Origin of the sequence: Stutzerimonas stutzeri RCH2, assembly GCF_000327065.1 — a bacterium.
Taxonomy (GTDB): Bacteria; Pseudomonadota; Gammaproteobacteria; order Pseudomonadales; family Pseudomonadaceae; genus Stutzerimonas; species Stutzerimonas stutzeri_AE.
This window is the reverse complement of sequence record NC_019936.1, coordinates 3,261,464-3,285,148: the sequence shown is the minus strand read 5'-3', so window position 1 is coordinate 3,285,148 and position 23,685 is coordinate 3,261,464. Positions and strand designations below refer to the sequence as shown.

27 protein-coding genes are annotated in these 23,685 nt (G+C 61.5%); 16 read left to right on the top strand and 11 right to left on the bottom strand.

Going from position 1 to position 23,685, the window contains the following annotated elements:
* Positions 1-74 precede the first annotated feature (74 nt).
* Positions 75-770, top strand: coding sequence for a uracil-DNA glycosylase (gene ung / locus PSEST_RS15115; RefSeq protein WP_015277842.1), 696 nt, complete (start codon positions 75-77; stop codon positions 768-770).
* 34 nt (positions 771-804) lie between these two features.
* Here the strand turns inward: ung and PSEST_RS15110 are convergent, their stop codons facing one another.
* The 3 genes from PSEST_RS15110 to PSEST_RS15100 form a co-directional block, all read right to left on the bottom strand.
* A complete protein-coding gene (locus PSEST_RS15110; RefSeq protein ID WP_015277841.1) occupies positions 805-1,320 on the bottom strand; it encodes a DUF4142 domain-containing protein in 516 nt (171 codons plus the stop codon).
* A 143-nt stretch (positions 1,321-1,463) separates the two neighbouring features.
* Complete coding sequence (locus tag PSEST_RS15105; RefSeq protein ID WP_015277840.1) at positions 1,464-2,300, bottom strand: HDOD domain-containing protein; 837 nt, start codon at positions 2,298-2,300, stop codon at positions 1,464-1,466.
* Between the two features lie 109 nt (positions 2,301-2,409).
* The gene (locus PSEST_RS15100) at positions 2,410-3,357 is read right to left on the bottom strand and encodes a YgfZ/GcvT domain-containing protein (protein ID WP_015277839.1); all 948 of its coding nucleotides are present in this window, start codon (positions 3,355-3,357) and stop codon (positions 2,410-2,412) included.
* Between the two features lie 148 nt (positions 3,358-3,505).
* On the opposite strand from PSEST_RS15100, the gene PSEST_RS15095 reads away from it, so the two are divergent.
* Both PSEST_RS15095 and PSEST_RS22415 read left to right on the top strand, forming a co-directional pair.
* A complete protein-coding gene (locus PSEST_RS15095) occupies positions 3,506-3,760 on the top strand; it encodes a succinate dehydrogenase assembly factor 2 (protein WP_015277838.1) in 255 nt (84 codons plus the stop codon).
* Positions 3,744-4,199 carry a protein YgfX gene (locus PSEST_RS22415; protein ID WP_015277837.1) on the top strand — a complete coding sequence of 152 codons (456 nt, stop codon included), beginning with the start codon at positions 3,744-3,746 and terminating at the stop codon, positions 4,197-4,199. Before PSEST_RS15095 ends, PSEST_RS22415 begins: the two co-directional genes overlap by 17 nt.
* Here PSEST_RS22415 and nadB read toward each other — a convergent pair.
* Positions 4,168-5,784: an L-aspartate oxidase gene (nadB, locus tag PSEST_RS15085; RefSeq protein ID WP_015277836.1), complete on the bottom strand. Its 1,617-nt coding sequence runs from the start codon at positions 5,782-5,784 to the stop codon at positions 4,168-4,170. The two genes, PSEST_RS22415 and nadB, sit on opposite strands and share 32 nt — an antisense overlap.
* 349 nt (positions 5,785-6,133) lie before the next feature.
* On the opposite strand from nadB, the gene rpoE reads away from it, so the two are divergent.
* From rpoE to pdxJ, 12 genes are all read left to right on the top strand, one after another.
* Complete coding sequence (gene rpoE, locus PSEST_RS15080) at positions 6,134-6,715, top strand: RNA polymerase sigma factor RpoE (RefSeq protein ID WP_003282114.1); 582 nt, start codon at positions 6,134-6,136, stop codon at positions 6,713-6,715.
* 31 nt (positions 6,716-6,746) lie between these two features.
* A complete protein-coding gene (locus tag PSEST_RS15075) occupies positions 6,747-7,325 on the top strand; it encodes a sigma-E factor negative regulatory protein (RefSeq protein WP_015277835.1) in 579 nt (192 codons plus the stop codon).
* 8 nt (positions 7,326-7,333) lie between these two features.
* Positions 7,334-8,275 carry a MucB/RseB C-terminal domain-containing protein gene (locus PSEST_RS15070; RefSeq protein ID WP_015277834.1) on the top strand — a complete coding sequence of 314 codons (942 nt, stop codon included), beginning with the start codon at positions 7,334-7,336 and terminating at the stop codon, positions 8,273-8,275.
* Positions 8,272-8,724 (top strand): SoxR reducing system RseC family protein, encoded by a 453-nt coding sequence (locus tag PSEST_RS15065; protein ID WP_015277833.1) that lies wholly within the window; start codon positions 8,272-8,274, stop codon positions 8,722-8,724. The genes PSEST_RS15070 and PSEST_RS15065 overlap by 4 nt, the downstream gene beginning before the upstream one ends.
* 34 nt (positions 8,725-8,758) lie before the next feature.
* Entirely contained in the window at positions 8,759-10,174 is a 1,416-nt protein-coding gene (locus tag PSEST_RS15060; RefSeq protein WP_015277832.1) for a DegQ family serine endoprotease, read from the top strand.
* A 191-nt stretch (positions 10,175-10,365) separates the two neighbouring features.
* Positions 10,366-12,165: a translation elongation factor 4 gene (gene lepA, locus PSEST_RS15055; RefSeq protein WP_015277831.1), complete on the top strand. Its 1,800-nt coding sequence runs from the start codon at positions 10,366-10,368 to the stop codon at positions 12,163-12,165.
* Between the two features lies 1 nt (position 12,166).
* On the top strand, positions 12,167-13,021 hold the full coding sequence (gene lepB, locus PSEST_RS15050) for a signal peptidase I (protein WP_015277830.1): 855 nt from the start codon (positions 12,167-12,169) through the stop codon (positions 13,019-13,021).
* A gap of 91 nt (positions 13,022-13,112) precedes the next feature.
* Positions 13,113-13,490, top strand: a complete 378-nt coding sequence (locus tag PSEST_RS15045; protein ID WP_015277829.1) for a DUF4845 domain-containing protein — start codon at positions 13,113-13,115, stop codon at positions 13,488-13,490.
* The gene (rnc, locus tag PSEST_RS15040) at positions 13,487-14,176 is read left to right on the top strand and encodes a ribonuclease III (RefSeq protein WP_003302298.1); all 690 of its coding nucleotides are present in this window, start codon (positions 13,487-13,489) and stop codon (positions 14,174-14,176) included. The genes PSEST_RS15045 and rnc overlap by 4 nt, the downstream gene beginning before the upstream one ends.
* Positions 14,169-15,080 carry a GTPase Era gene (era, locus tag PSEST_RS15035; RefSeq protein WP_015277828.1) on the top strand — a complete coding sequence of 304 codons (912 nt, stop codon included), beginning with the start codon at positions 14,169-14,171 and terminating at the stop codon, positions 15,078-15,080. Before rnc ends, era begins: the two co-directional genes overlap by 8 nt.
* 48 nt (positions 15,081-15,128) lie before the next feature.
* Positions 15,129-15,818: a DNA repair protein RecO gene (recO, locus tag PSEST_RS15030; RefSeq protein ID WP_015277827.1), complete on the top strand. Its 690-nt coding sequence runs from the start codon at positions 15,129-15,131 to the stop codon at positions 15,816-15,818.
* Positions 15,811-16,557 (top strand): pyridoxine 5'-phosphate synthase, encoded by a 747-nt coding sequence (gene pdxJ, locus PSEST_RS15025; RefSeq protein WP_015277826.1) that lies wholly within the window; start codon positions 15,811-15,813, stop codon positions 16,555-16,557. The genes recO and pdxJ overlap by 8 nt, the downstream gene beginning before the upstream one ends.
* Positions 16,558-16,684: 127 nt before the next feature.
* Here pdxJ and PSEST_RS15020 read toward each other — a convergent pair whose 3' ends face one another.
* Positions 16,685-16,891, bottom strand: coding sequence for a DUF2905 domain-containing protein (locus tag PSEST_RS15020; protein ID WP_015277825.1), 207 nt, complete (start codon positions 16,889-16,891; stop codon positions 16,685-16,687).
* On the bottom strand, positions 16,876-17,832 hold the full coding sequence (locus tag PSEST_RS15015; RefSeq protein ID WP_015277824.1) for a LysR family transcriptional regulator: 957 nt from the start codon (positions 17,830-17,832) through the stop codon (positions 16,876-16,878). Before PSEST_RS15015 ends, PSEST_RS15020 begins: the two co-directional genes overlap by 16 nt.
* 134 nt (positions 17,833-17,966) lie before the next feature.
* Between PSEST_RS15015 and PSEST_RS15010 the strand changes: the two genes are divergently transcribed.
* On the top strand, positions 17,967-18,242 hold the full coding sequence (locus tag PSEST_RS15010; RefSeq protein WP_015277823.1) for a hypothetical protein: 276 nt from the start codon (positions 17,967-17,969) through the stop codon (positions 18,240-18,242).
* 12 nt (positions 18,243-18,254) lie between these two features.
* Here the strand turns inward: PSEST_RS15010 and cmoB are convergent, their stop codons facing one another.
* The 5 genes from cmoB to lon all read right to left on the bottom strand — a co-directional run bounded on the left by cmoB (position 18,255) and on the right by lon (position 23,608).
* Positions 18,255-19,217, bottom strand: coding sequence for a tRNA 5-methoxyuridine(34)/uridine 5-oxyacetic acid(34) synthase CmoB (gene cmoB / locus PSEST_RS15005; protein ID WP_015277822.1), 963 nt, complete (start codon positions 19,215-19,217; stop codon positions 18,255-18,257).
* Positions 19,214-19,957 (bottom strand): carboxy-S-adenosyl-L-methionine synthase CmoA, encoded by a 744-nt coding sequence (cmoA, locus tag PSEST_RS15000; protein ID WP_015277821.1) that lies wholly within the window; start codon positions 19,955-19,957, stop codon positions 19,214-19,216. The genes cmoB and cmoA overlap by 4 nt, the downstream gene beginning before the upstream one ends.
* 60 nt (positions 19,958-20,017) lie before the next feature.
* Complete coding sequence (locus PSEST_RS14995; protein WP_015277820.1) at positions 20,018-20,587, bottom strand: hypothetical protein; 570 nt, start codon at positions 20,585-20,587, stop codon at positions 20,018-20,020.
* 86 nt (positions 20,588-20,673) lie between these two features.
* A complete protein-coding gene (locus PSEST_RS14990) occupies positions 20,674-21,075 on the bottom strand; it encodes a protease inhibitor I42 family protein (protein WP_015277819.1) in 402 nt (133 codons plus the stop codon).
* A gap of 145 nt (positions 21,076-21,220) precedes the next feature.
* Entirely contained in the window at positions 21,221-23,608 is a 2,388-nt protein-coding gene (gene lon / locus PSEST_RS14985) for an endopeptidase La (protein ID WP_015277818.1), read from the bottom strand.
* Positions 23,609-23,685: the final 77 nt, after the last annotated feature.

Here is a 23,685-nt window from a genome sequence, read left to right as displayed (position 1 = left end):
TGGCCCAGTTTTACCGTTGACATCGAGGGGCGGGTTTTTTAGGGTTCGGCGGCTTGGCCAACCGGAAATAACTCATGACCCAGGACGACCGCATCAGGCTCGAAGCAGGATGGAAGGACGCGTTGCGCGATGAGTTCGACAAGCCGTACATGCGCGAACTCGGCGCGTTTCTCCGGAACGAGAAGGCAGCCGGCAAGACGATCTATCCGCCGGGGCCGATGATCTTCAATGCGCTCAACTCGACCCCGCTGGAGCAGGTCAAGATTGTCATTCTCGGGCAGGATCCGTACCACGGTCCCGGTCAGGCTCACGGCCTGTGCTTCTCGGTACAGCCAGGCGTAACTCCACCGCCGTCACTACAGAACATCTTCAAGGAACTGAAGCGCGATCTGAATCTGGACATCCCACGCCACGGCTATCTGCAGTCCTGGGCGGAGCAGGGGGTGCTGATGCTCAACACGTCTCTTACCGTCGAGCAGGGGATTGCCGGCTCGCACGCCAAGGCGGGCTGGCAGCGGTTCACTGACCGGATCATCGAAGTGGTTGGCGAGCGACGCCCGCACCTGGTGTTCATGCTATGGGGTGCGCACGCGCAGTCCAAAGCAAAGCTGATCGATGCGACACGGCATCTGATGCTGAAGTCGGTACATCCCTCGCCATTGTCGGCGCACCGGGGATTCATCGGTAACGGGCACTTCAGTCGAGCCAATCAGTTTCTGATCCAGCAAGGGATTCAGCCGATCGACTGGCGACTGCCGGCGCAGGTGTGACCCGATGCCTGCCGGGTGGCATCGGGTCTTCGGTTCAGTTCTTGTCGCCGTGTTTGGCTTGCAGATCTTTGGCGTGCTTCAGATGCTCTTCCAGTTTCGGTAGTGACTGTTGGGCAAACTGTTTCAGGTCCGCGTTTTCGCCATCGTTCACATAGTCCTGATACAGCTCAATGGTCTGCTCGTGGGCTACGACCTGGTTGTTGGCATAGGCCTGATCGAAGTTCTCGCCATCGCGCAGCTTCAGGATCATGGCCTTGGCCTTGTCCATCAGGGTTGCCTCGTCGGACATTTCCAGGTTCTTTTGCTGGGCTAGTTGAGCCAGCTGCTGATTGGCCTTGGTATGGTCGTCGATCATTTTCTGGGCGAATTGTTTCACGTCCTCGGACGTGCCCTTGTCCAGCGCCATCCGGGCGGTTTCGATTTCCGCGATGCCCTTGGCCGACGCCTCGTCGACGAAATTATCGCCCTCGGCGGCCACGGCCATGTTGGCGGCCAGGCCGACTAGCAAAGCGAAGGCACCCGAGAAGATTGTCTTGGTTGTTTTGGTCATTGCGTTCTCCTTACTCACCTGGCTCGTGTCGGCCTGTAGGCTCGACACAAGGCGCGATGCGGCGAAATTGCCGTCCCTTTTTGTGACTAGGCGCCATAGGGACGGTTCCTCGCTTTCGGGCGAACGGTGTGGCAGGTGCGTGCTTACTGGAGCATGGTCATCGCCGCGTCCATCGCAGCGGACAGATCCTCGTCTTCCTGCATCAGTTCACTTGGGTCGAGCCCAAGCTTGGCGAATGCCGGAACTTCGCTCCAGTCCAGCTGCGCGTAGGGATGCTGGGTGCCCATGTAGCTCTGTAGCGTTGCGACCTGCACGATGTCGACGTAATCGACCTTGGCCGAGTCGCGCTGGAAGTTGGTGTATTGGCCAGCGACTGACGCAATGGCATCAGGGAAGTCCCAGGCGCGCAGGATCTTCTCCCCCACCATGGGGTGGATCTTGTCGATGACATGGTTGAGGCTGAACGAGTCTGCAAGCAACGCGCTGTGCTCTTCGGCGTAGGTCAGGATCGGCAGTATCCCGATCTGGTGCACCAGCCCGGCGAGCGTCGCCTGGTCTGGCATCAATCGCGTGTAGTGTCGGCAGAGCACGTGGCTGATCGCGGCGACCTCGGTGCTCTTGTTCCATACCTCGCGCATCTTGCGGTCGACGACGTCCGTGGTGGCCTGAAACATCTGCTCCATTGCCAGGCCGGTGGCCAGGTTGCAGGTGTAGTTGATGCCCAGACGGCTGATCGCCATCTGCAGGTCATCGATCTCCCGGCTGCTGCGCAGCAGCGGGCTGTTGACCACCTTGATGATGCGGGCAGTAACCGCCGCATCGTTACCGATCACTTTGCTCAGCGCCGGAATGCTGATGTCCGGATCTTCAGCTGCCTCGCGCACCCGCAGTGCGACCTCAGGCAGGGTGGGCAGAACCAGCTCATCATTCTCGATCGCCAGGGTCAGTTCACGCTGGACTTTCTCGGCAAGGGTGCTCATGTCATTCCTTTATGTGTCGGTCAGTGTCGCTTGGGCGCTTCTGGTCAGCCGGTTCTAGCACCAGCCTATGGTGCGCCTCTAAGGATTTGCTTTCAGGATACGGTTCGCACTAGCGCTGGATTTCCTGGTCCGGATTCAGGCTGTAGGGGATCTCGAGCAGACTCAAGGGCAGGCCGTCCGGCGAGCCGAGGTAAAGGCGGCCATCGGCTGCGGCATCTTCCTGTACCACTGCGAGCAGTTCGATTCCCTCGGCACAGGTCGCCGCCAGGACCACTTCGCCAACGCTGGAGCTGTGCACTGGAGAGAAAAGCTCCACGCCCGGCGCCGGCAGATTTTCCTGGGCACTGTCGATGACCAGACGATGCAGGCGGCGTTTGAGTTTGCCCAGATACTGCATGCGCGCCACGATTTCCTGTCCGGTGTAGCACCCTTTCTTGAAGCTCACTCCGCCGAGTGCCTGGAGATTGATCATCTGTGGAATGAACAGCTCGCGCGTGCTTCCGAACACCTGGCCAATGCCAGCACGGACCTGATCGAGCAGCCAGCGGTTCACCGGCGCTTCCGGCAATTGCGCGGCCAGGCGCATGCGAGTCTGGCTCGCATCGCCGCTTGATACCCAGAGTTCTGCGCGACCGTCCGCCAGGCGGATGGCGATCATGCCGTTGTTGCGCACGACGCTATCAGCAGTCTGTGGAAGATCCAGGCCCAGGCTGACCAGCGAGCCGTCGCCGCCGGCGAGGCCGAATCGGCACCATTCGCCGCTCTCGTCGCTCAGGCGAGACTTGGAGAACACCGCGTACTTGTTCAGGTCGGCCTGTTGCGGCTGCAGCAGCTCGCCGGCCATGGCGAGCAGGTAGCCATCGCCATCCAGCACGATGCGAAAGCTCGACTGCATGCGCCCCTTGGGCGTGCAGCGTGCGCCGAGGCTGGAGGTTTCGGCATTCAGGTAGTTGAGGTTGCAGGTCAGCTGACCTTGAAGAAATTTGCTGGCATCCAGGCCGCGCACGGCAAGGACGCCTTCATGCGACAGAACGCAGAAATAAGCAGTGTCGGTCATGATCGGTCGTCGTCAGAATCCGGGGTGGGCATCATAGCAGGCCGGTGAAAACGGTTGCGTGGTGACCGGTTTGCCGTGCAATGAAAAAAGCGCCTGATGAGCTTGGCGCAGTCGCTATAATGCGCGCCTTCTCAAAAGGAGCCGATGTATGGCTGAGCAATCCGAACTCAATCGCCTGTTCTGGCAGAGCCGTCGTGGCATGCTGGAACTGGATGTTTTGCTGGTGCCTTTCGTCAAAGAGGTCTATCCGGGCCTTGATGAGGAAGATCAGCGCCGCTACCGCAAGCTGCTGAGCTGTGAGGATCAGGACATGTTCGGCTGGTTCATGCAGCGCGGCGAGCCAGAGGACGAGGATCTGCGGCGCATGGTCCGCATGATTCTGGATCGTGTCCAGCCCGAGTAATCCGCCCTTCGAATGCCGATGGCGGTCGTCCGGTCTGCTGTTGACGTTCTACATCGCCGCTCAGGTGCTTGCCCTGGCGGCGATCTACACGTCGGCTGCGCCGTCCTGGCTGCAGCTGATTTGCCTGCTTTCATGCCTTGCCCACGCGTGTTGCGTGATGCCGCGCAGCATCCTGCTGTCCAGTCGCAGCTCCTGGCGCGGTCTGCGTCACGATGAGGACGGTTGGCATCTGTGGAGCCAGCAGCAAGGCTGGCAGCCAATCCAGTTGTTACCTGACAGCCTCGCGTTACCGCTGGTGGTGGTTCTGCGCTTTCGTTTGCCGGGCCGGCGCCGCGCTGACAGTATCTGCGTCCCGCGTGACGCTTTGCCGCACGAGCAGCATCGCCGCCTGCGGGTTCGGCTCAAGTTCAGTCGGCGAAGGTGGGCGGCGCCAGGATAGTGTCGAGCGCCTGGGGTAGCAGCTGCGGATAGTCGAGTGTGTAGTGCAGGCCACGGCTTTCCTTGCGCTCCATGGCCGAGCGGATCATCAGGTCGGCCACAAGGGCGAGATTTCGCAGCTCGAGCAGATCCCGGCTGACCTTGTAGTTGCTGTAGAACTCGTCAATCTCACTGAGCAGCAGGCGCACCCGGTGCTGGGCGCGCATCAGGCGCTTGTTGGTGCGGACAATGCCGACGTAGTCCCACATGAAGCGCCGCAGCTCGTCCCAGTTGTGCGCGATGATGACGTCTTCATCGGAGTCGGTGACTTGGCTGGCATCCCAGGCGGGTAATGTCGTGCTGTCAGTAATATCGGGCAGCTCGCGGAGGATGTCCTGGGCGGCGGCACGGCCGTAAACGAAGCACTCCAGCAGTGAGTTGCTGGCCATGCGGTTGGCGCCGTGCAGCCCCGTGAAGCTGGTTTCGCCAATGGCGTACAGGCCCGGAATGTCGGTTCGTCCGGCCTGATCCACGACCACGCCGCCACAGGTGTAATGGGCCGCCGGGACCACCGGGATCGGCTGGCTGGTGATGTCGATGCCATATTCCAGGCAGCGTTCGTAGACGGTGGGAAAGTGGCTCTTGATGAAGTCCGCCGGCTTGTGGCTGATATCCAGATAGACGCAATCAATGCCCAATCGCTTCATTTCATGGTCGATGGCGCGGGCGACGATGTCGCGCGGCGCCAGCTCCTCGCGAGCATCGAAGCGCGGCATGAAGCGTTCGCCGTTCGGCAGTTTGAGCAACGCGCCTTCTCCGCGCAGGGCCTCGGTGACCAGGAAGCTCTTCGCCTGCGGATGGTAAAGGCAGGTCGGATGAAACTGGTTGAACTCCAGGTTGCCCACTCGGCAGCCTGCGCGCCAAGCCATGGCAATGCCGTCGCCGCAGGCGCTGTCAGGGTTGCTGGTGTAGAGGTAGACCTTTGCGGCGCCGCCAGTGGCCAGTACCACGAAGCGTGATTGGAAGGTTTCCACTTCGCCGGTGTTGCGGTTGAGCACATACGCACCCAGGCAGCGCCTGCCGGGCAGACCAAGCTTGTGCTCGGTGATCAGGTCGACCGCGACACGCTGCTGCAACAGTTCGATGTTGTCCTTCTGTCTGGCTTGGCCGAGCAGCGTGTTGAATATGGCCGCACCGGTGGCATCGGCGGCGTGAATGATGCGCCGATGGCTATGGCCGCCTTCGCGGGTCAGATGGAACTCGAAACTGCCATCCTCGCGATCAGGCGCATCGTCCCGGGTAAATGGCACGCCTTGCTCGATCAGCCACTGGATCGCTTCGTTGCTGTGCTCGACGGTGAAGCGAACGGCATCTTCATGGCACAGCCCTCCGCCTGCGATCAGCGTATCCGCGACGTGGGATTCCACGGTGTCGGTCGTGTCGAGGACCGCAGCCACGCCACCCTGGGCCCAATAGGTCGAGCCGTTGGAGAGATCGCCTTTGCTCAGCACAGCGATGCGAAGATCGGCTGGCAGGTTGAGCGCGAGAGTCAAGCCGGCGGCACCGCTTCCGATGACCAATACGTCGTATCGTAGAACCTGGTTCATGTCCAATTCCGCGGAAAAACGAGCCCTAGTATATAGACGGGATGTAGCGCCAAAATAGCGGACTGTGTAGTTGTCTTCTAACGGGACGGAACTTTTTGTTATCAGGCCGCTCAATAGGCAGTTATGAACGCAAACCAGCTGGCCATCGTGTATGGGCGGTGCGAGTTTGCTATGGACACCAGGACGGCGTCGTCAGCAGGGCTGGCGCAACGCTGTGGTGCAATCGCCGTCAGGTATTGCAGGATAGCTTGCTAGGAGGGGGAGAACTTTTGCGTAAAGCCCGGGTCTATTCTGGCAGGTCGGTTCACTGGTGTGAGCGACGCCACTCCGCTACTGGGGAGGTGCGCTCATGTTGACTCAGGAGCAGGACCAGCAGCTGGTTGAACGAGTGCAGCGTGGGGACAAGCGGGCGTTTGATCTGCTGGTAATGAAATACCAGCACAAGATCCTTGGGTTGATCGTGCGATTCGTGCATGACTCCCATGAAGCTCAGGATGTCGCCCAAGAGGCGTTTATAAAAGCCTACCGTGCACTCGCCAATTTTCGCGGCGACAGCGCTTTTTATACTTGGCTGTACCGCATCGCCATCAATACGGCGAAGAATCATCTGGTGGCGCGTGGAAGGCGGCCGCCAGACAGTGATGTGAGTTCCGAGGATGCCGAGTTCTACGAAGGCGATCATGCCCTCAAGGATATCGAGTCACCGGAGCGCTCGCTGCTCAGGGATGAGATTGAAGATACCGTTCATCGAACCATTCAGCTTTTGCCGGAAGATTTGCGTACTGCTCTAACACTGCGCGAATTTGATGGTCTTAGTTATGAAGACATTGCGAGCGTCATGCAGTGTCCGGTGGGCACAGTGCGTTCTCGAATCTTTCGAGCGCGAGAAGCCATAGATAAAGCGTTGCAACCCTTGTTGCATGAATCCTGAGACAGCGGCGACAGCCAAGAGAGGAACCGCCATGAGTCGTGAAGCCCTGCATGAATCGCTGTCCGCGGTGATGGATAACGAAGCGGACGAGTTGGAATTACGTCGTGTGCTAGCAGGCGACAACCCGGAGCTGCGTGCTACCTGGTCGCGTTATCAACTTGCCCGTGCCGCCATGCATAAGGAGTTGATTGAGCCGCGTCTGGACATCGCCTCCGCGGTGTCTGCTGCGCTGGCCGATGAAGCAGCCCCAGTCAAGACGCAGCGCAATGGCTGGAAGAGCCTGGGTCGTTTGGCAGTCGCAGCGTCGGTGACCGTGGCTGTTCTGGCTGGTGTGCGTCTGTACAATCAGAACGAGGTGGCGGGGCCGCAACTTGCTCAACAGGCACCGCAGCCGAGCATTGCTGTTCCGCAGGTCAATCAAGGGCCGACAGTGCTCGCGGGTTACAGTGAGCAGGCGGAAGCCCCGGCTCAGGCTGGCGCCCCGGTTGAGCGCTGGCACGAAGAGCGTCTGCCTTCCTATGTGCGCCAGCATGCTCAGCAAGCTGCCTTTAGTAATGGATCGGAGAGCGCGCTGCCATACGCTCGCGCGGCCAGCATGGAAGAACGTTAGGGAGAAACATGCGCGTATTACCGCTGTATGTGGTGATTGGGGGCTGGCTATCAATGCCGGCCCTTGCTGCTGATGCTGAATCCTGGATGGGCCGCCTCGCGATGGCGGAGCAAAAGCAGAGTTATGCAGGCACGTTCGTTTACGAACGCAACGGTAGCTTTTCCAGTCATGCTGTGTGGCAGCAGGTCGAAGCCGGTCGTGTGCGGGAGCGTTTGTTGCAGCTTGACGGCGCGCCTGCTGAAGTCGTGCTGGTCGACGGGCAAATGCAATGCGCGACCGATGAGCTGGCTGCTCAGGTGCGTGAAGCCCAGGCATGGCACGGACAGCGACTCGATCCGAAAGCCCTTTCCGAATGGTACGAGTTTCGCCAGATCGGCGATTCTCGGGTCGCCGGCCGACCAGCTGTCGCACTCGCTGTCGTTCCGCGAGACCAGCATCGCTATGGGTTTGAACTGCACCTTGATCGCGATACCGCCTTGCCACTCAAGTCGCTGATGCTCAATGAAAAGGGACAATTGCTCGAACGCTTCCAGTTCACGCATTTTTCCACCGACATCGATACGCAGGAGCTGACCGCGAGTTCCGGCTGCAAGGCGGTTTCCATCAGCAAGCGAGAAGCCAATCTGTCTTCCGCATGGAGATCGGATTGGTTGCCAGCTGGATTCAAGCTGCTGGACGCCAATCAGCGACCGAGCCCTGCATCATCGGAGACCGTGTCATGGCTCTCTTACGGCGATGGTCTGGCGAAGTTCTCTGTATTTTTGGAGCCTCTGCGGGGCGCGTTGGTTGAAGATGCGCGCAGCCAGATGGGGCCGACGGTGGCTGTGTCCAAGCGCATCAGCACCGCCGACGGCGATGTGATGGTGACCGTGGTCGGTGAAATCCCACTCGGCACGGCGGAACGAGTGGCGCTCTCCATGCGGACCGGTGCAGAACAGGCGCAGCGATGATCGAAGAGCCGGGGCGGGTGGTTGCGCTGGATCGTGGCGCCGTATGGGTCGAAACGCGGCGCAAAAGCACCTGTTCCGGTTGCTCTGCCAAGAGTGGCTGCGGCCAAGGGCTGATGGATAGCCTGGGTGTGCGCGAACGCCGCGGTCTGATTCGGGCGCTGAGCGATCTTCACCTGCAGGTCGGTGATTCTGTAATCGTTGGCATTCGCGAGGATGCATTGCTGCGCGGTGCTGTCCTTGTCTATCTTCTGCCCTTGATCATGCTGATGGCCGCGGCGGCGACTGCGGCCCAGTTTTCGGCGCGTGAGCCTGTTGTCATTCTGGCCGGGCTCGGAGGGTTCTGCGTATCGTGGCTTTTCGTGCGCATACGAAGCCGGCATACAGCAAGCGATCCGAAACTGCAGGCAGTGGTTTTACGCGCCATGCTCGCGGGGCCAGCGAGTCCCTGAGCTTCTTGTTTTGTAAGTGGGGAGACTTGTAGTCATGTTCAATCGAAACGGCTGCTTCGCTTTCGTAGCGGGGCTGGCATTGCTTGGGCAAGCCACGCTGGCACAGGCGGATCTGCCTGACTTCACGCCGCTGGTGGAGAGTGCCTCGCCAGCGGTAGTCAATATCAGCACCAAGCAAAAGGTTCCTGCGCGGGGCGCAACCGCTCAGATGCCAGAGCTGGAAGGCCTGCCACCAATCTTTCGTGAATTCTTCGAGCACAGCATCCCGCAGATGCCGGGCGCGCCTGGCCGCGGGCAACAACGTGAAGCGCAGTCCCTAGGCTCGGGTTTCATCATTTCCGACGACGGCTACGTGCTGACCAACAACCATGTGGTCGCTGGCGCCGACGAAATCATTGTGCGCCTGCCGGATCGCAGCGAACTCGAAGCCAAGCTGATCGGTGCTGATCCACGCTCCGATGTGGCGGTGCTGAAGGTCGAAGGCAAGGGGCTGCCGACCGTCAAGATCGGGCGCTCCGACGAGCTGAAGGCGGGCGAGTGGGTGCTTGCCATTGGCTCGCCGTTTGGTTTCGACCATACGGTGACTGCCGGTATTGTCAGCGCCACCGGTCGTAGCCTGCCCAATGAAAGTTATGTTCCATTCATTCAGACGGACGTTGCGATCAATCCGGGTAACTCCGGAGGGCCGCTGTTTAATCTGAAGGGCGAAGTGGTTGGTATCAATTCGCAGATATTCACTCGCTCTGGCGGCTTCATGGGCCTGTCTTTCGCCATTCCGATTGATGTGGCAATGGATGTGGCCAATCAGTTGCGCACGGACGGCAAGGTCAATCGTGGCTGGCTTGGCGTGGTGATACAGGAAGTGAACAAGGATCTGGCCGAGTCCTTCGGGCTCGAGCGACCGGCGGGTGCTTTGGTGGCGCAGGTGATGGATGGCGGGCCGGCTGCGCGCAGTGGGCTGCGCGTCGGGGATGTGATCCTCAGCCTCAACGGCAAGCCGATCGTCATGTCCGCGGACCTGCCGCATCTGGTCGGTGCGCTCAAGCCCGGCAGCAAAGCGCGAATGGAAGTCGTGCGTGACGGTGATCGCAAGATGCTGGACGTTAGCATCGGCGCCATGCCTGAAGAGGGCGAGCCGGTTGCAGCGTCCGGTGGCGGCCAGGAGCGCAGCGACAATCGCCTGGGCGTGAAGGTGACCGAGTTGACCGAGGAACAGAAGAAGAGCCTCGATCTGCCAGGTGGCGTGGTGATCACCGAGATTCTCAATGGACCGGCGGCCATGATTGGGCTGCGCCCCGGCGATGTGATCACCCATCTGAACAATCAGGCGATCAACTCCGCAGCAACCTTCGGTCGGGTGGCCGAGCAACTGCCGAAGAACCGCTCGGTTTCGATGCGCGTGTTGCGACAAGGGCGTGCCAGTTTCATCACGTTCAAGTTGGCCGAATAACGTCGGTGAAGGAAAACAGAAAGGGTGGTCATCAGACCGCCCTTTTTTGTTTTCGACGTACCTGAAACGAGCGTGAACGCTGCCGGTCGGCGAGCGGATGGCTTGTGCGTGGCACTGCCGAGGCTGATCAGTTACACTTCGCGGCTATTTTCGGCGGGCAATCGGCCCGCGTCTTTTCCGAGTGTTGAGCTGTGAGTGACCTGAGTCATATCCGCAATTTTTCCATCATCGCCCATATCGATCACGGCAAGTCGACCTTGGCAGACCGTTTCATCCAGATGTGCGGTGGTCTGACCGAGCGTGAAATGGAAGCCCAGGTGCTGGACTCGATGGATCTCGAGCGCGAGCGCGGCATTACCATCAAGGCCCACAGCGTCACGCTTTATTACCCCGCCCGCGACGGCAAAACCTACCAGCTGAACTTCATCGACACGCCCGGTCACGTCGACTTCACCTATGAAGTCAGCCGTTCGCTGGCCGCCTGCGAGGGCGCGTTGCTGGTGGTTGACGCCGGCCAGGGCGTCGAGGCGCAGTCGGTCGCCAACTGCTACACGGCGATCGAGCAGGGCCTGGAAGTGATGCCCGTGCTGAACAAGATGGACCTGCCGCAGGCCGACCCGGAGAAGGTCAAGGACGAGATCGAGCACATCATCGGTATCGATGCCACCGACGCGGTTGCCTGCAGTGCCAAGAGCGGCATGGGCGTCGATGAGGTGCTCGAGCGACTGGTCGCAGTGATTCCTCCACCGACCGGTGATATCGAGGCGCCTTTGCAGGCGCTGATCATCGACTCCTGGTTCGACAACTACTTGGGCGTCGTCTCGCTGGTGCGGGTACGCCACGGTCGCATCAAGAAGGGCGACAAGGTGCTGGTGAAATCCACCGGCAAGGTCCACCAGGTGGACAGCGTCGGTGTATTCAATCCCAAGCACACTGCCACGGCTGACCTGAAGGCCGGTGAAGTCGGCTTCATCATCGCTGGCATCAAGGATATCCACGGTGCCCCTGTGGGCGACACTCTGACGCTGTCGAGCACACCCGATGTGGAAATGCTGCCCGGCTTCAAGCGCGTCAAGCCGCAGGTCTACGCCGGCCTGTTCCCGGTCAGCTCGGACGATTTCGAGGATTTCCGTGAAGCGCTGCAAAAGCTGACCCTGAACGACGCGGCGCTGCAGTACGAGCCGGAAAGCTCCGACGCGCTGGGCTTCGGCTTCCGCATCGGCTTCCTCGGCATGCTGCACATGGAGATCATCCAGGAGCGCTTGGAGCGCGAATACGATCTGGATCTGATTACCACAGCACCGACCGTGGTCTACGAAATCCTGCTGAAGAACGGCGACACCATCTACGTCGACAGTCCGTCCAAGCTGCCGGATATGTCGTCCATCGAGGACATGCGCGAGCCGATCGTGCGCGCCAACATCCTCGTGCCGCAAGAGCATCTGGGCAACGTCATCACGCTGTGCATCGAGAAGCGCGGGGTGCAGCGCGACCTGCAGTTCCTCGGCACTCAGGTGCAGGTGCGCTACGACCTGCCGATGAGCGAGGTGGTGCTGGACTTTTTCGATCGCCTGAAGTCCTGCAGTCGCGGCTATGCCTCGCTGGATTACAGCTTCGAGTGCTTCCAGTCGGCCAACCTGACGCGCCTGGACATCCTCATCAACGGCGACAAGGTCGACGCGCTGGCGCTGATCGTTCATCGCGACAACGCCCATTACAAAGGCCGCATCCTCGTCGAGAAGATGAAAGAGCTGATTCCACGGCAGATGTTCGACGTGGCGATTCAGGCGGCCCTCGGCGGCCAGATTGTCGCGCGCAGCACCGTCAAGGCGCTGCGCAAGAACGTTCTGGCCAAGTGCTACGGTGGTGACGTCAGCCGTAAGCGCAAGCTGCTTGAGAAGCAGAAGGCGGGCAAGAAGCGCATGAAGCAGGTCGGCAACGTCGAAATCCCGCAAGAGGCCTTCCTCGCCGTGCTGAAGGTGGATAGCTGACATGTCGATCAACTTCCCGTTGTTGCTGGTTATTGCGGTGGCCGTGTGTGGCCTGTTGGCGTTGAGCGATTTGTTGTTCTTCGCACCTCGTCGCCGGGCTGCGATCGCCAACTATGAAGGGCGCACCGGGGAAATCGATCCATCGACGCTCGACGCGTTGAACAAGGAACCGGTACTGATCGAGTACGGCAAGTCGTTCTTCCCGGTATTGGCCATCGTGCTGGTGCTGCGTTCGTTTCTTGTCGAACCTTTCCAGATCCCGTCCGGGTCGATGATCCCGACGTTGGAGGTTGGCGATTTCATCCTGGTGAACAAGTTTGCCTACGGCATTCGTCTGCCGGTGGTGGATACCAAGGTCATCGAGGTCAGTGATCCGAAACGCGGCGACGTCATGGTGTTCCGCTATCCCAACGAACCGAGCATCAACTACATCAAACGGGTTGTCGGTGTGCCCGGCGACGTTGTGCGCTACAGCAGCGACCGACGTCTGTTCGTCAACGATCAGCCGGTTGCCGAGACGCTGGTGGGCGAAGAGCCGGGTAGCCTCGGCAGCGCCGTGCTGTATCGCGAGAAACTGGGTGAGGTCGAGCACCTGATCCGCAAGGAAATGGGGCGTTACCGCATCGAGCCGAGCCGGCAATGGACCGTTCCGGCCGAGCATTACTTCATGATGGGTGACAACCGCGATAATTCGAACGACAGCCGCTATTGGCAGGACGAGTCGATTCCCGCCGAGCTTGCCGGCATGGTCCCGGATCGCAATATCGTCGGCAAGGCCTTTGCTGTCTGGATGAGCTGGCCTGATCCGAAGCTCAGCAACCTGCCGAATTTCTCCCGCGTGGGCCTGATTCACTGAAGCTGTGAATTGCGGCGCTCGCTGGGCGAACCTGGCTCGCTATATTTGTCCTGCCCCGATCGGTGGGTATCGCAACGACATAGAGGTCGACATGAGTTTTGCGCGTTCGCAAAAAGGGCTGTCCATGCTGAGCTGGATCATGGTCCTGGCGGTTGTGGCGTTTATGGCAAGCACCGGGTTCAAGATGTTCCCGCATTATTTTGACTACATGTCCATGGACAAGATCATTCAGTCCGTGGAAACCGACGAAGCGCTTGAGATTCGCAGCGTTGGGGAGTTTTATAACCATGTAAGCAAGGGGATGCAGGTCAACGGCATCCAGAACATCGATCTCAGGGATGCGCTGAAGGTCGAGATCCAGAACAACGAGTTCAGGGCGCACCTGAAATACGAAAAACGCGAGCCGCTGATCCGCAATCTCGATCTGGTGGCGAACTTCGACAAAGAATATCGCCTAAGGATGCCGTGAGCACTTCGTTAGCCCGTCTCGAGCGCAGGCTCGGTTATCAATTCAAGGACCAGGAGCTCATGCTCCTGGCCCTGACCCATCGTAGCTACGCCGGACGCAACAACGAGCGTCTGGAGTTCCTTGGCGACGCCATCCTTAACTTCGTCGCCGGCGAGGCACTGTTCAATCATTTTCCGCAGGCTCGTGAAGGGCAGCTGTCGCGGCTGCGCGCTCGGCTGGTCAAGGGCGAGACGCTTGCGGTGCTGGCGCGTGGTTTCGAGCTTGGCGAATACCTGCGCCTGGGCTCCGGTGAACTCAAGAGCGGCGGCTACCGTCGCGAATCGATTCTGGCAGACACACTCGAGGCACTGATCGGCGCCATCTATCTTGACGCCGGGATGGACGTTGCCCGCGAGCGGGTCGTTGCCTGGCTGGCTAACGAGCTGCAGGGCCTGACCCTGGTCGATACCAACAAGGACCCGAAGACACGGCTGCAGGAATTTCTGCAGTCGCGTGCCTGCGAGCTGCCGCGTTACGAGGTGGTGGACATCCAGGGCGAGCCGCATTGCCGCACCTTCTTCGTCGAGTGTCAGGTGGCTTTGCTGAACGAAAAAACGCATGGGCAGGGCGCCAGTCGCCGCATTGCCGAACAGGTTGCCGCGGCAGCCGCACTGATCGCCCTGGGCGTGGAGAACGGACATGACTGACGAACAGCTACAACCCGAAGACGTCAGCCGTTGCGGTTACGTGGCGATCGTCGGCCGGCCGAACGTCGGCAAATCGACGCTGCTCAACCATATCCTCGGGCAGAAGCTCGCGATCACCTCGCGCAAGCCGCAAACCACCCGCCACAACATGCTCGGCATCAAGACCGAAGGCAGCGTGCAGGCGGTTTATGTCGATACGCCCGGGCTGCACAAGAACGGTGAAACCGCGCTGAACCGCTACATGAACCGCACGGCAGCATCGGCGTTGAAGGACGTCGACGTGGTGATCTTCGTCGTCGACCGCACCCGCTGGACCGACGAGGACCAAGCGGTGCTTGAGCGAGTTCAGTACGTCACCGGTCCGCTGATCATCGCGGTCAACAAGACTGACCGTGTCGAAGACAAGGCCGAGCTGCTGCCGCACCTGCGCTGGCTGGCCGAACAGCTGCCGAATGCCGAGATCGTTCCGATATCGGCGCAGCACGGCCAGAACCTGGAAACGCTGGAAAAACTGGTCGCTGATCGCTTGCCAGAGAGCGAGCATTTCTTTCCGGAAGACCAGATCACCGACCGCAGCAGCCGCTTCCTCGCCGCAGAGCTGGTGCGCGAGAAGATCATGCGTCAGCTTGGTGCCGAGGTGCCTTACCAGATCACCGTGGAGATCGAGGACTTCAAGCAGGAAGGCCGCGTGCTGCACATCCACGCGCTGATTCTGGTCGAGCGTGACGGGCAGAAGAAGATCATCATTGGGGACAAGGGCGAGCGCATCAAACGCATCGGCCAGGAAGCGCGCAAGGACATGGAGGTATTGTTCGACTCCAAGGTCATGCTCCACCTGTGGGTCAAGGTGAAGGGTGGCTGGTCTGACGACGAGCGTGCGCTGCATTCGCTGGGCTACCAGTAAGCGCCGACCCGCAATCACCCGTGCGCATCGCGCACCTTCTGGCCCGCCATGCACCAGCCTGCTTTCGTTCTGCACAGTCGCCCGTACAAGGAAAGCAGCGCGCTGGTCGACCTGTTCACCCCGCAGGGTCGGCTGCGTGCCGTCATGCGTGCAGCGCGAGGCAAGGCCGGTAGCTTGATTCGTCCGTTCGTGACTCTCGAAGTGGAGCTGCGCGGCAAATCGGAGCTGAAGACCGTTGCCCGTCTCGAAAGCGCTGGGCCGTCGCACTGGCTCGATGGCCAGGCGTTGTTCAGCGGCATGTACCTCAACGAGCTGCTGATACGCCTGCTACCGATGGAGGACGCGCACCCCGCGCTGTTCGATCATTACGTCGCCACCCTGCCGGCTCTGGCCGCACACCGCCCCCTCGAGCCGCTGCTGCGCGCCTTCGAATGGCGGCTGCTTGACGAGTTGGGCTATGGTTTTGCCCTTGATGTAGATATCGCCGGGGAGCCGATCGACCCGCGGCGGCAGTACCAGCTTTTGCCTGATGCCGGCCTAGAAGCGGTCGCCGGGTTTCAGCCGGGGCTGTTCAACGGCGCGGAACTTCTCGCAATGGCTGAGGCCGATTGGCAGATGCCGGGGGCGCTCGCGGCGGCCAAGCGACTGATGCGCCAAGCCCTGGCACCTCATCTGGGCGGCCGACCGCTGGTCAGCCGCGAACTGTTCATGAATCTGAAGGAGGCCCCGCGTGACTGAAGCCAATCGAATCCTGCTCGGCGTCAACGTCGACCATGTCGCCACCCTGCGTCAGGCTCGCGGGACCCGCTATCCGGACCCGGTCAAGGCCGCGCTGGACGCCGAAGAAGCCGGCGCAGACGGCATTACCGTGCACCTGCGCGAAGATCGCCGGCATATCCAGGAACGCGATGTGCTGATGATGAAAGATGCTCTGCAGACGCGAATGAACTTCGAGATGGGCGTGACCGAGGCGATGCTGGCCTTTGCCGAGCAGCTGCGCCCGGAGCACGTCTGCCTGGTTCCGGAAACCCGTCAGGAACTGACCACCGAGGGCGGGCTGGACGTCGCCGGTCAGGAGGCGCGTATTCGTGAGGCGGTGGAGCGTCTGCGTGGCTGTGGCGCGGAAGTCTCGCTGTTCATCGATGCCGACCCGCGGCAGATCGAGGCGGCCGCACGGATCGGCGCGCCGGCCATCGAACTGCACACCGGGCGCTATGCCGATGCGCACAGCGTGGCCGAGCGTGCCTGCGAGCTGGCGCGCATTCGCGATGGCGTCGAAGCCGGGCTGAGCCATGGGCTGATCGTCAATGCCGGGCACGGCCTGCATTACCACAACGCCGAGGCCATCGCTGCCATCCGTGGCGTCAACGAGCTGAACATCGGCCACGCCATCGTCGCCCATGCGCTGTTCGTTGGCTTCAAGCAGGCGGTCAAGGAAATGAAACACTTGATCCTGAGCGCGGCGGCACGGGGCTGAAAAAGCCAGGGGCTTCAGTCTCGGAGATACCAAGAGGTTGGTTGCACGGGTAGCCAGAGTGGTGCGCGGGCAAGCCCGCTGCTCAGGGCATTGTGGAGCCAGGAAGGCTTCCGTGCTAAAGCGACCTTTAACGACGGAACAGGTTGACCAGCACGCTCAGCACAATGCTCAAAATCACCATTGAGGTGATCGGAATGAATACCCGGCTGCGCTCGGACTCGATGCGAATGTCGCCGGGCAGCCGGCCGAACCAGTTCAGCAACCAGGGAAAGTAGTGCCAGGCAACGCCAAGCAGGAGTAGTGCCGCGCCTGCGATGATCATCCAGCGTGCCATTTCATTCCCTCGTTTGGCTCGGCTCGACGGCCGCCGCGCGGGTTTCGATATTCGACGAAGGCGGCGATTACCTGTTCTGCCAGGATGTCGACCGCTTCGCTCCGATTGCTGCCACGCAGCAGGTTGATTCGATAGTCACCCAACTGCGGTAGTCCGTACTGCCCATCCAGGCATTGCAGGGGAGGGCGCAGCAGGCTCGCCGGGTAGGGCGCGATGGCTAGATCGGCGATCATGGCCGCTTCCTGGCCGGAGGTCTGCTCGCTCGAATAGGCGATACGGTAATGGCGGCCGATCCGATCGAGCGCATCCAGGGCCTGCCGACGCCAGGCGCAATCGGGGCTGGCCAGCGCCAGAGGCAGCGGCGAGCGCAGCGCCGCGATACCGCCGCTGCGCCCGGCCCATACCAGTGCTTCACTATGTACTGGCTCGCCTCTGGAGTCGTCCTGCCCGAGGTTGCCGACGGTGACCAGAGCGAGGTCCAGTTCCCCTGCATCGATGCGCTCAATCATGTCGATGCTGCGGGCTACCGAGACGTCCACCTCGACGCCGGGATGACTGCGCGCGAATAACGCCAGCAGGCCGGGCAGGATACGTGTACCGACATCCGCCGGGGTGCCGAAGCGTACCCGGCCCTGCAGCCTCGGCTGGCGGAACTGGGCGACCGCTTCTTCGTTGAGCTTGAGCAGGCGCCGCGCATAGCCGAGCAGCGTCTCACCGGCCGGTGTAAGGCGCACCTGCCTGGCTTCGCGTACAAACAATGAGTGCCCGAGGGTCTCTTCGAGGCGTTTGATCTGCATGCTGACGGCGGAGGTACTGCGATAGATCTGTCCGGCGGCACGGGTGAAGCTGCCGCTTTCCGCGATCGCGACGAAGGTACGCAGGACATCGCTTTCCAGCAACGGCGTAGCGGGGGCAGGCGTTTGCTCGAGTGGTGCTGTCATGTGTGCGCTTCAGTTTTTCTGAACGAAGACTTTCATATTAGTCGTTTGTCTGAACGATCAACCCCCGCTCATCCTGTCGGCAACCGGTGGCGCCACAGCCAGTGAGCGGTCACCCGAGCGAAGCGGAGGTGAGCATGACGGTCGAACAACGCAAGAACGCCGCGCGGCAACAAGCCGAGCCCCAGGTACCGGATTTCTATATGCCAGCCATGTGGCCGCTGGATATGCAGCGCAGCTTGCACGATTGGTTTTGCGCCTGGCGGCAACGACGGCTGTATCGGCAATTGCTGCAATTGGATGATCGCGAGCTGGTCGCGCGCGATCTGGATCGGCAACGCATCAGCGCAATGGCCGACATGCCCTTGCGGCAACGGATGGCGCAGCGCCGAGCATCCAGGGGCCGGCGCTGAACGACTAGCCGACTAAGGCTTGCGGGCCAGCAGCACTGCGCGCATGGGTGCCGGCAGGCCTTCGATGGTTTTGCCGTGGTCTTCTGGATCAAGGAAGTCGGGCAGTGACTGATAACGCATCCACTCGGTGCTGCGCTGTTCCTCAATGCTGGTCACGCTGACGTCCACGCAGCGCACGTCGACGAAACCAGCGCGGCGCAGCCAGCATTCCAGCGCTTGCACCGAGGGCAGGAACCAGACGTTGCGCATCTGTGCGTAGCGGTCTTCCGGTACCAGTGCGGTGTTCTCGTCGCCCTCGACCACCAGTGTTTCCAGCACCAGCTCGCCGCCGCGGACCAGACAGTCCTTCAGGTCGAGCAGGTGATCGATGGGGGAGCGGCGATGGTAGAGCACGCCCATGGAAAAGACCGTCTCGAAGCCTTCGAGCCTGGCCGGCAGCTCTTCCAAAGCGAAGGGCAAGTGCCAGACCGGCAGCTCCTGCAGGTAACGCTTCATTGCATGGAACTGGCAGAAGAACAGCCAGTTCGGGTCCACCCCGACCACGCTGTCGGCGCCGGCGCCGAGCATGCGCCACATGTAGTAGCCGTTGCCGCAACCGACATCGAGGATGCGTTTGCCGGCGAGATCCAGGTGCGGTGCAACCCGCTCCCACTTCCAGTCCGAGCGCCACTCGGTATCGACGTGTACACCGAACACATCGAATGGGCCCTTGCGCCATGGCGACAAGCCCATCAATGCCTCGCGGGTGGCCTGGCGCGTGGCGTCGTCACAGATTGCGTCGAGGCGGAAGCCGTCACGCAGTTCGACCTGCACGGGCGCCAGCGCTGGCAGGGCATCGACGGCTCGGCGCCAGCGCGGCAGGTCGCCGTGGCCGACGGCAAGCTTGGCATCCAGCTGCTGCTGAACGCTGTTGGCCCAGGCCGCGAGAGGGGTGCCGGCCAGGCGCCAGGCGAGAGGAGTCAGGTCGAGATTCATGGCAGGGCGATCAGCGAAGCGAAATTCAGGCATTGGAACCAGGGCACGACCTTGGAAAAGCCGGCGTCGAGCAGGCGCTGGCGATGGGTTTCCAGGCTATCGGGCTTCATCACGTTCTCGATAGCGCTGCGTTTCTGCGCAATCTCCAGTTCGCTGTAGCCATTGGCACGCTTGAAGGCGATATGCAGATCGGTCAGCAGTTGTTGTTCGCTGTCATCGTCGAAACGCAGTTTCTCGGACAGGAGCAGTGCCCCGCCGGGTACCAGCGCCTGGCGGATGCGGCCGAGCAGGGCAGGACGCTGTTCCGGCGCAATGAATTGCAGGGTGAAGTTCAGCGCCACCAGTGAGCTTGGCCGGAACTCCAGAGCCAGGATGTCACCCTCGATAACCTCGACCGGCAGCAGCTCCTGGAACATCGAATCCTGCCCATGCAGGTATTCGCGGCAGCGCTCGACCATCGCCGCGGAGTTGTCCACGGCGATCACCTGGCAGTTGTCGACCTTTACGTGGCGGCGCAGAGCCTGGGTGACCGCACCCAACGAGCAGCCGAGGTCGTAGAGGTGGGTATGTGGCTGCGCGAACTGCGCGGCGATCACGCCGATGTTTTCGACAATCGTTGGATAGCCGGGAACGGAGCGCTTGATCATGTCGGGAAACACGCGCACCACGTCCTCGTTGAAGACGAAGTCGGCGATCTGCGCCTGCGGGCTGGCATAGATTCGGTCGGGAAGTTGCGTCACGGCTGTGTTCCGGCGAAGCAAAAAGGCGCGCATTTTAGCCCAAGTGCGCGCCAGGTTCGCTTATTTCAGCTGGTCGGAAAGAAACTCACCGGCACCCTGCAGCGGCCCGAGCGGATTGCGCTGTACCTGATAGCGGCGGATCTGCGGTTCGCCATTGCTGACTTTGTGTACCAGCGTGTCGTCCACCAGTACGAACACCGCTCGCAGGTTCCAGCCCTGCACCTGGCGGTTCTTGCGGAAGTTCAGCACGTCGGCCCAGAAGCTGCCGACGCGCTGGCTGTCGGTCTGGGTATATTCGAAGGCGTAGCCAGTGCAGCGGTCCTTGGCCTGGAGGCAGGTCACCAGGCTGTCCGGCAGGTATTCGATCGGAATGTTCGGTTGGACGAACAGCTGCCTGACATCCAGAAACGAGAGGATGCGGCCATTACCGCCATGCTGTGGGTCGAAACCCAGCTTGAACAGCTCGACGCGGGTCGTGCTGCCCGGGGTGGCACGGGCGAAGCTGGTCTCGGCGTCGAGATAGTCGCGGAAACCGGAGCTGACCTCGGCGCGTTCACTGGGAAGCAGGTTGCCGCAGCCAGCAAGCAGCGGCAGCGCACAGCAGAGCAGGCACAATCTGAAGCCGTCCATGACATGTCCCCCCGACTACGTTGTCCCTGTAATCGGTATAGGCGATTTTCGGCTGTGGCGCTGGGGATCCGTGCCGCTGGTATCGATTATTTCACACGGATACGGCAGTCGAAGCGCTGAGCCGGGGCGACTTCCCGCTCCCAGGGCCTGGCGTACTCGAGTGCCAGGTTGGCCTCGCCGCTGGTGGCCGCGCGGAAACGCCAGGTCGACACCCCGGCACCGCCGACGACTCCGGCTTTCTCGGGAACGGTGTAGACCTCGGGGCCGAGCAGCTTCAGCTGGGGTGCGCCGTCGGAACGGAGCGACCAGCGAAAGCCCGTGGTCGGGTTGCTCGGCAGTCGCAGGTTGAATTCCTGACCCTGGCTCAGCTGCATGGGCTGGCAGCTGCGGGCCTGATTATCCAGCGTAAGGGTATTGGGCGCCTGCTGTGCGCAAGCGCTGAGCAGAAGTGCGGCGGCAGGCAATAACGCGCGACGGACGAAGAGCATGGAGCGGCACCAGTCGGATTGGTTGCCGAGAGGATAGCTGCCCCGGTGCCTCAGCCCAAGTCTTGACCCTGTTGCCGAGGCTACGAATGCTCGGCTCTGCTGGTGGTGGCGGCCAGGCAAGGGTGCCACTTACCTGGCGTTGCCTTCAGAACAGCACCTTGGCCACGTCGGCGAAGCGCTTGGCGAAGTGCACCGTCAGCCCTTCCTTCAGGTAGTCCGGCAGCTCTTCGAAGTCGCCGCGGTTGGCTTCCGGCAAGATCAGCTCGAAAATCTTCTGCCGCCGCGCCGCGATCACCTTTTCGCGTACCCCGCCGATCGGCAGCACATGGCCGGTCAGCGTCAGCTCGCCAGTCATGGCCACGCCTTTCTTCGGCGGCTGGTTGCGCGCCAGTGAGAGCAGCGCGCTGGCCATGGTGATGCCAGCGCTGGGGCCGTCCTTGGGCGTCGCGCCTTCCGGCACGTGCAGGTGCACGAAGGCCTGGTCGAAGAACTCCGGGTCGCCTTTGAAGGTCTTCAGGTTCGAGCTGACGTAGCTGTAGGCGATTTCCGCCGACTCCTTCATCACCTCGCCGAGCTTGCCGGTGAGCTTGAAACCACGGTTGAGCGTATGGATGCGCGTCGCCTCGATCGGCAGCGTGGCGCCGCCCATGCTGGTCCAGGCAAGGCCGGTGATCACGCCGACCCCGGAGAGCACCTGTTCGCTGCGAAACACCGGTTTGCCGAGGTAGCTTTCCAGGTCCTTCGGCGTGATCTTCAGCACCGCTTGGGGGTCTTCCAGCAACTGCACCACTGCCTTGCGGACCAGCTTGCCCAGTTGCTTCTCCAGCTGACGCACACCAGCTTCACGGGCATAGCCTTCGATCACCGCTTTCATGGCGCTGTCGCTGATGGCTAGGCGCTGCTTGGGCACGCCGGTCTTGTCCAGCAGCTTGGGCCACAGGTGACGTTTGGCGATGGCCAGCTTCTCCTCGGCGATGTAGCCGGACAGGCGGATCACCTCCATGCGGTCGAGCAGCGGGCCGGGAATCGAGTCCAGGGTGTTCGCCGTGCAGACGAACAGCACCTTGGACAGGTCCAGGCGCAGGTCCAGGTAATGGTCGAGGAATTCGACGTTCTGTTCCGGGTCCAGCGTCTCCAGCAGCGCTGAGGCGGGATCACCCTGGTAGCTGCTGCTGAGCTTGTCGATCTCATCGAGCATGATCACCGGGTTCATCACCTCGACATCCTTGAGCGCCTGCACCAGCTTGCCGGGCAGGGCGCCGATGTAGGTGCGGCGGTGGCCCTTGATCTCCGCCTCATCGCGCATGCCGCCGACGCTGAAACGATAGAACGGCCGCCCCAGGGATTCGGCGATCGACTTGCCGATACTGGTCTTGCCCACGCCCGGCGGGCCGACCAGTAGCACGATGGAGCCGGCGATTTCGCCCTTGAAGGCACCGACGGCGAGGAATTCGAGGATGCGGTTCTTGATGTCATCAAGCCCGGCGTGATGCTTGTCCAGCACCTTGCGCGCGCGCTTGAGGTCGAGTTTGTCCTGGCCGTAAACGCCCCAGGGCAGGGCAGTGGCCCAGTCCAGGTAGTTGCGGGTGACGGCATATTCCGGTGAGCCGGTCTCGAGGATCGACAGCTTGTTCAGTTCTTCGTCGATGCGCTTCTGCGCGGCGGGCGGCACCACCTTGCCTTCCAGTCGCGCGCGGAACTCGTCGGCATCGGCGCTCTTGTCGTCCTTGGTGATGCCCAGCTCGCGCTGGATGATCTTCAGTTGTTCCTTGAGGAAGAACTCGCGCTGGCGCTCGCCGATCTTGCGATTGACCTCGCCGGTCAGCTCCTTCTGCAGCCTGGCGACTTCCACTTCCTTGCGCAGCAGCGGCAGCACCTTCTCCATGCGCTTCAACACTGGCACGGTATCCAGCACTTCCTGCAATTCCACGCCCGGCGCGGTGGTCAGCGCGGCGGCGAAGTCCGACAGCGGCGACGGATCGTTGGGGCTGAAGCGGTTCAGGTAGTTCTTCAGTTCTTCGCTGTACAGCGGGTTGAGCGGCAGGAGCTCCTTGATCGCGTTGATCAGCGCCATGCCGTAGGCCTTCACCTCGTCACGCGGATCGTCATCGCTCTTCGGATAGTCGACCTCCACCAGATACGGCGGCTTGCGCCGCAGCCAGCCGCGGATACGCACCCGTGCCAGGCCTTGCGCGACGAACTGCAGCTTGCCGCCTTCCTGGGTGGCATGGTGCACGCGGACCATGGTGCCGTGTTCCGGCAGGCTGTCAGGGTCGAAGGTCGCCATATCCAGCACCGGTGAGTCGACGAAGAACAGCGCGACCCGCTGGTGCGGCGTCTTGGCCACGCGCTCCAGGGTCTCGGCCCAGGGATCTTCGTTGACGATCACCGGCAACACCTGGGCCGGGAAGAAAGGCCGGTTGTGCACGGGAATGATGTAGAGCTTGTCCGGTAGCTGCTGGTCAGGCAGTACGAGGCCATTGGAAGAAATGATTTCCTGCTCGATATGGTCCTGATTGACGTCGTCGTTCATGCGGCACCCGTTGCGAATACGTGCACCTTAGATGGGTGGTGGTGCGGATGATTTCAATGCCGTCGCGCGGGGGTGGG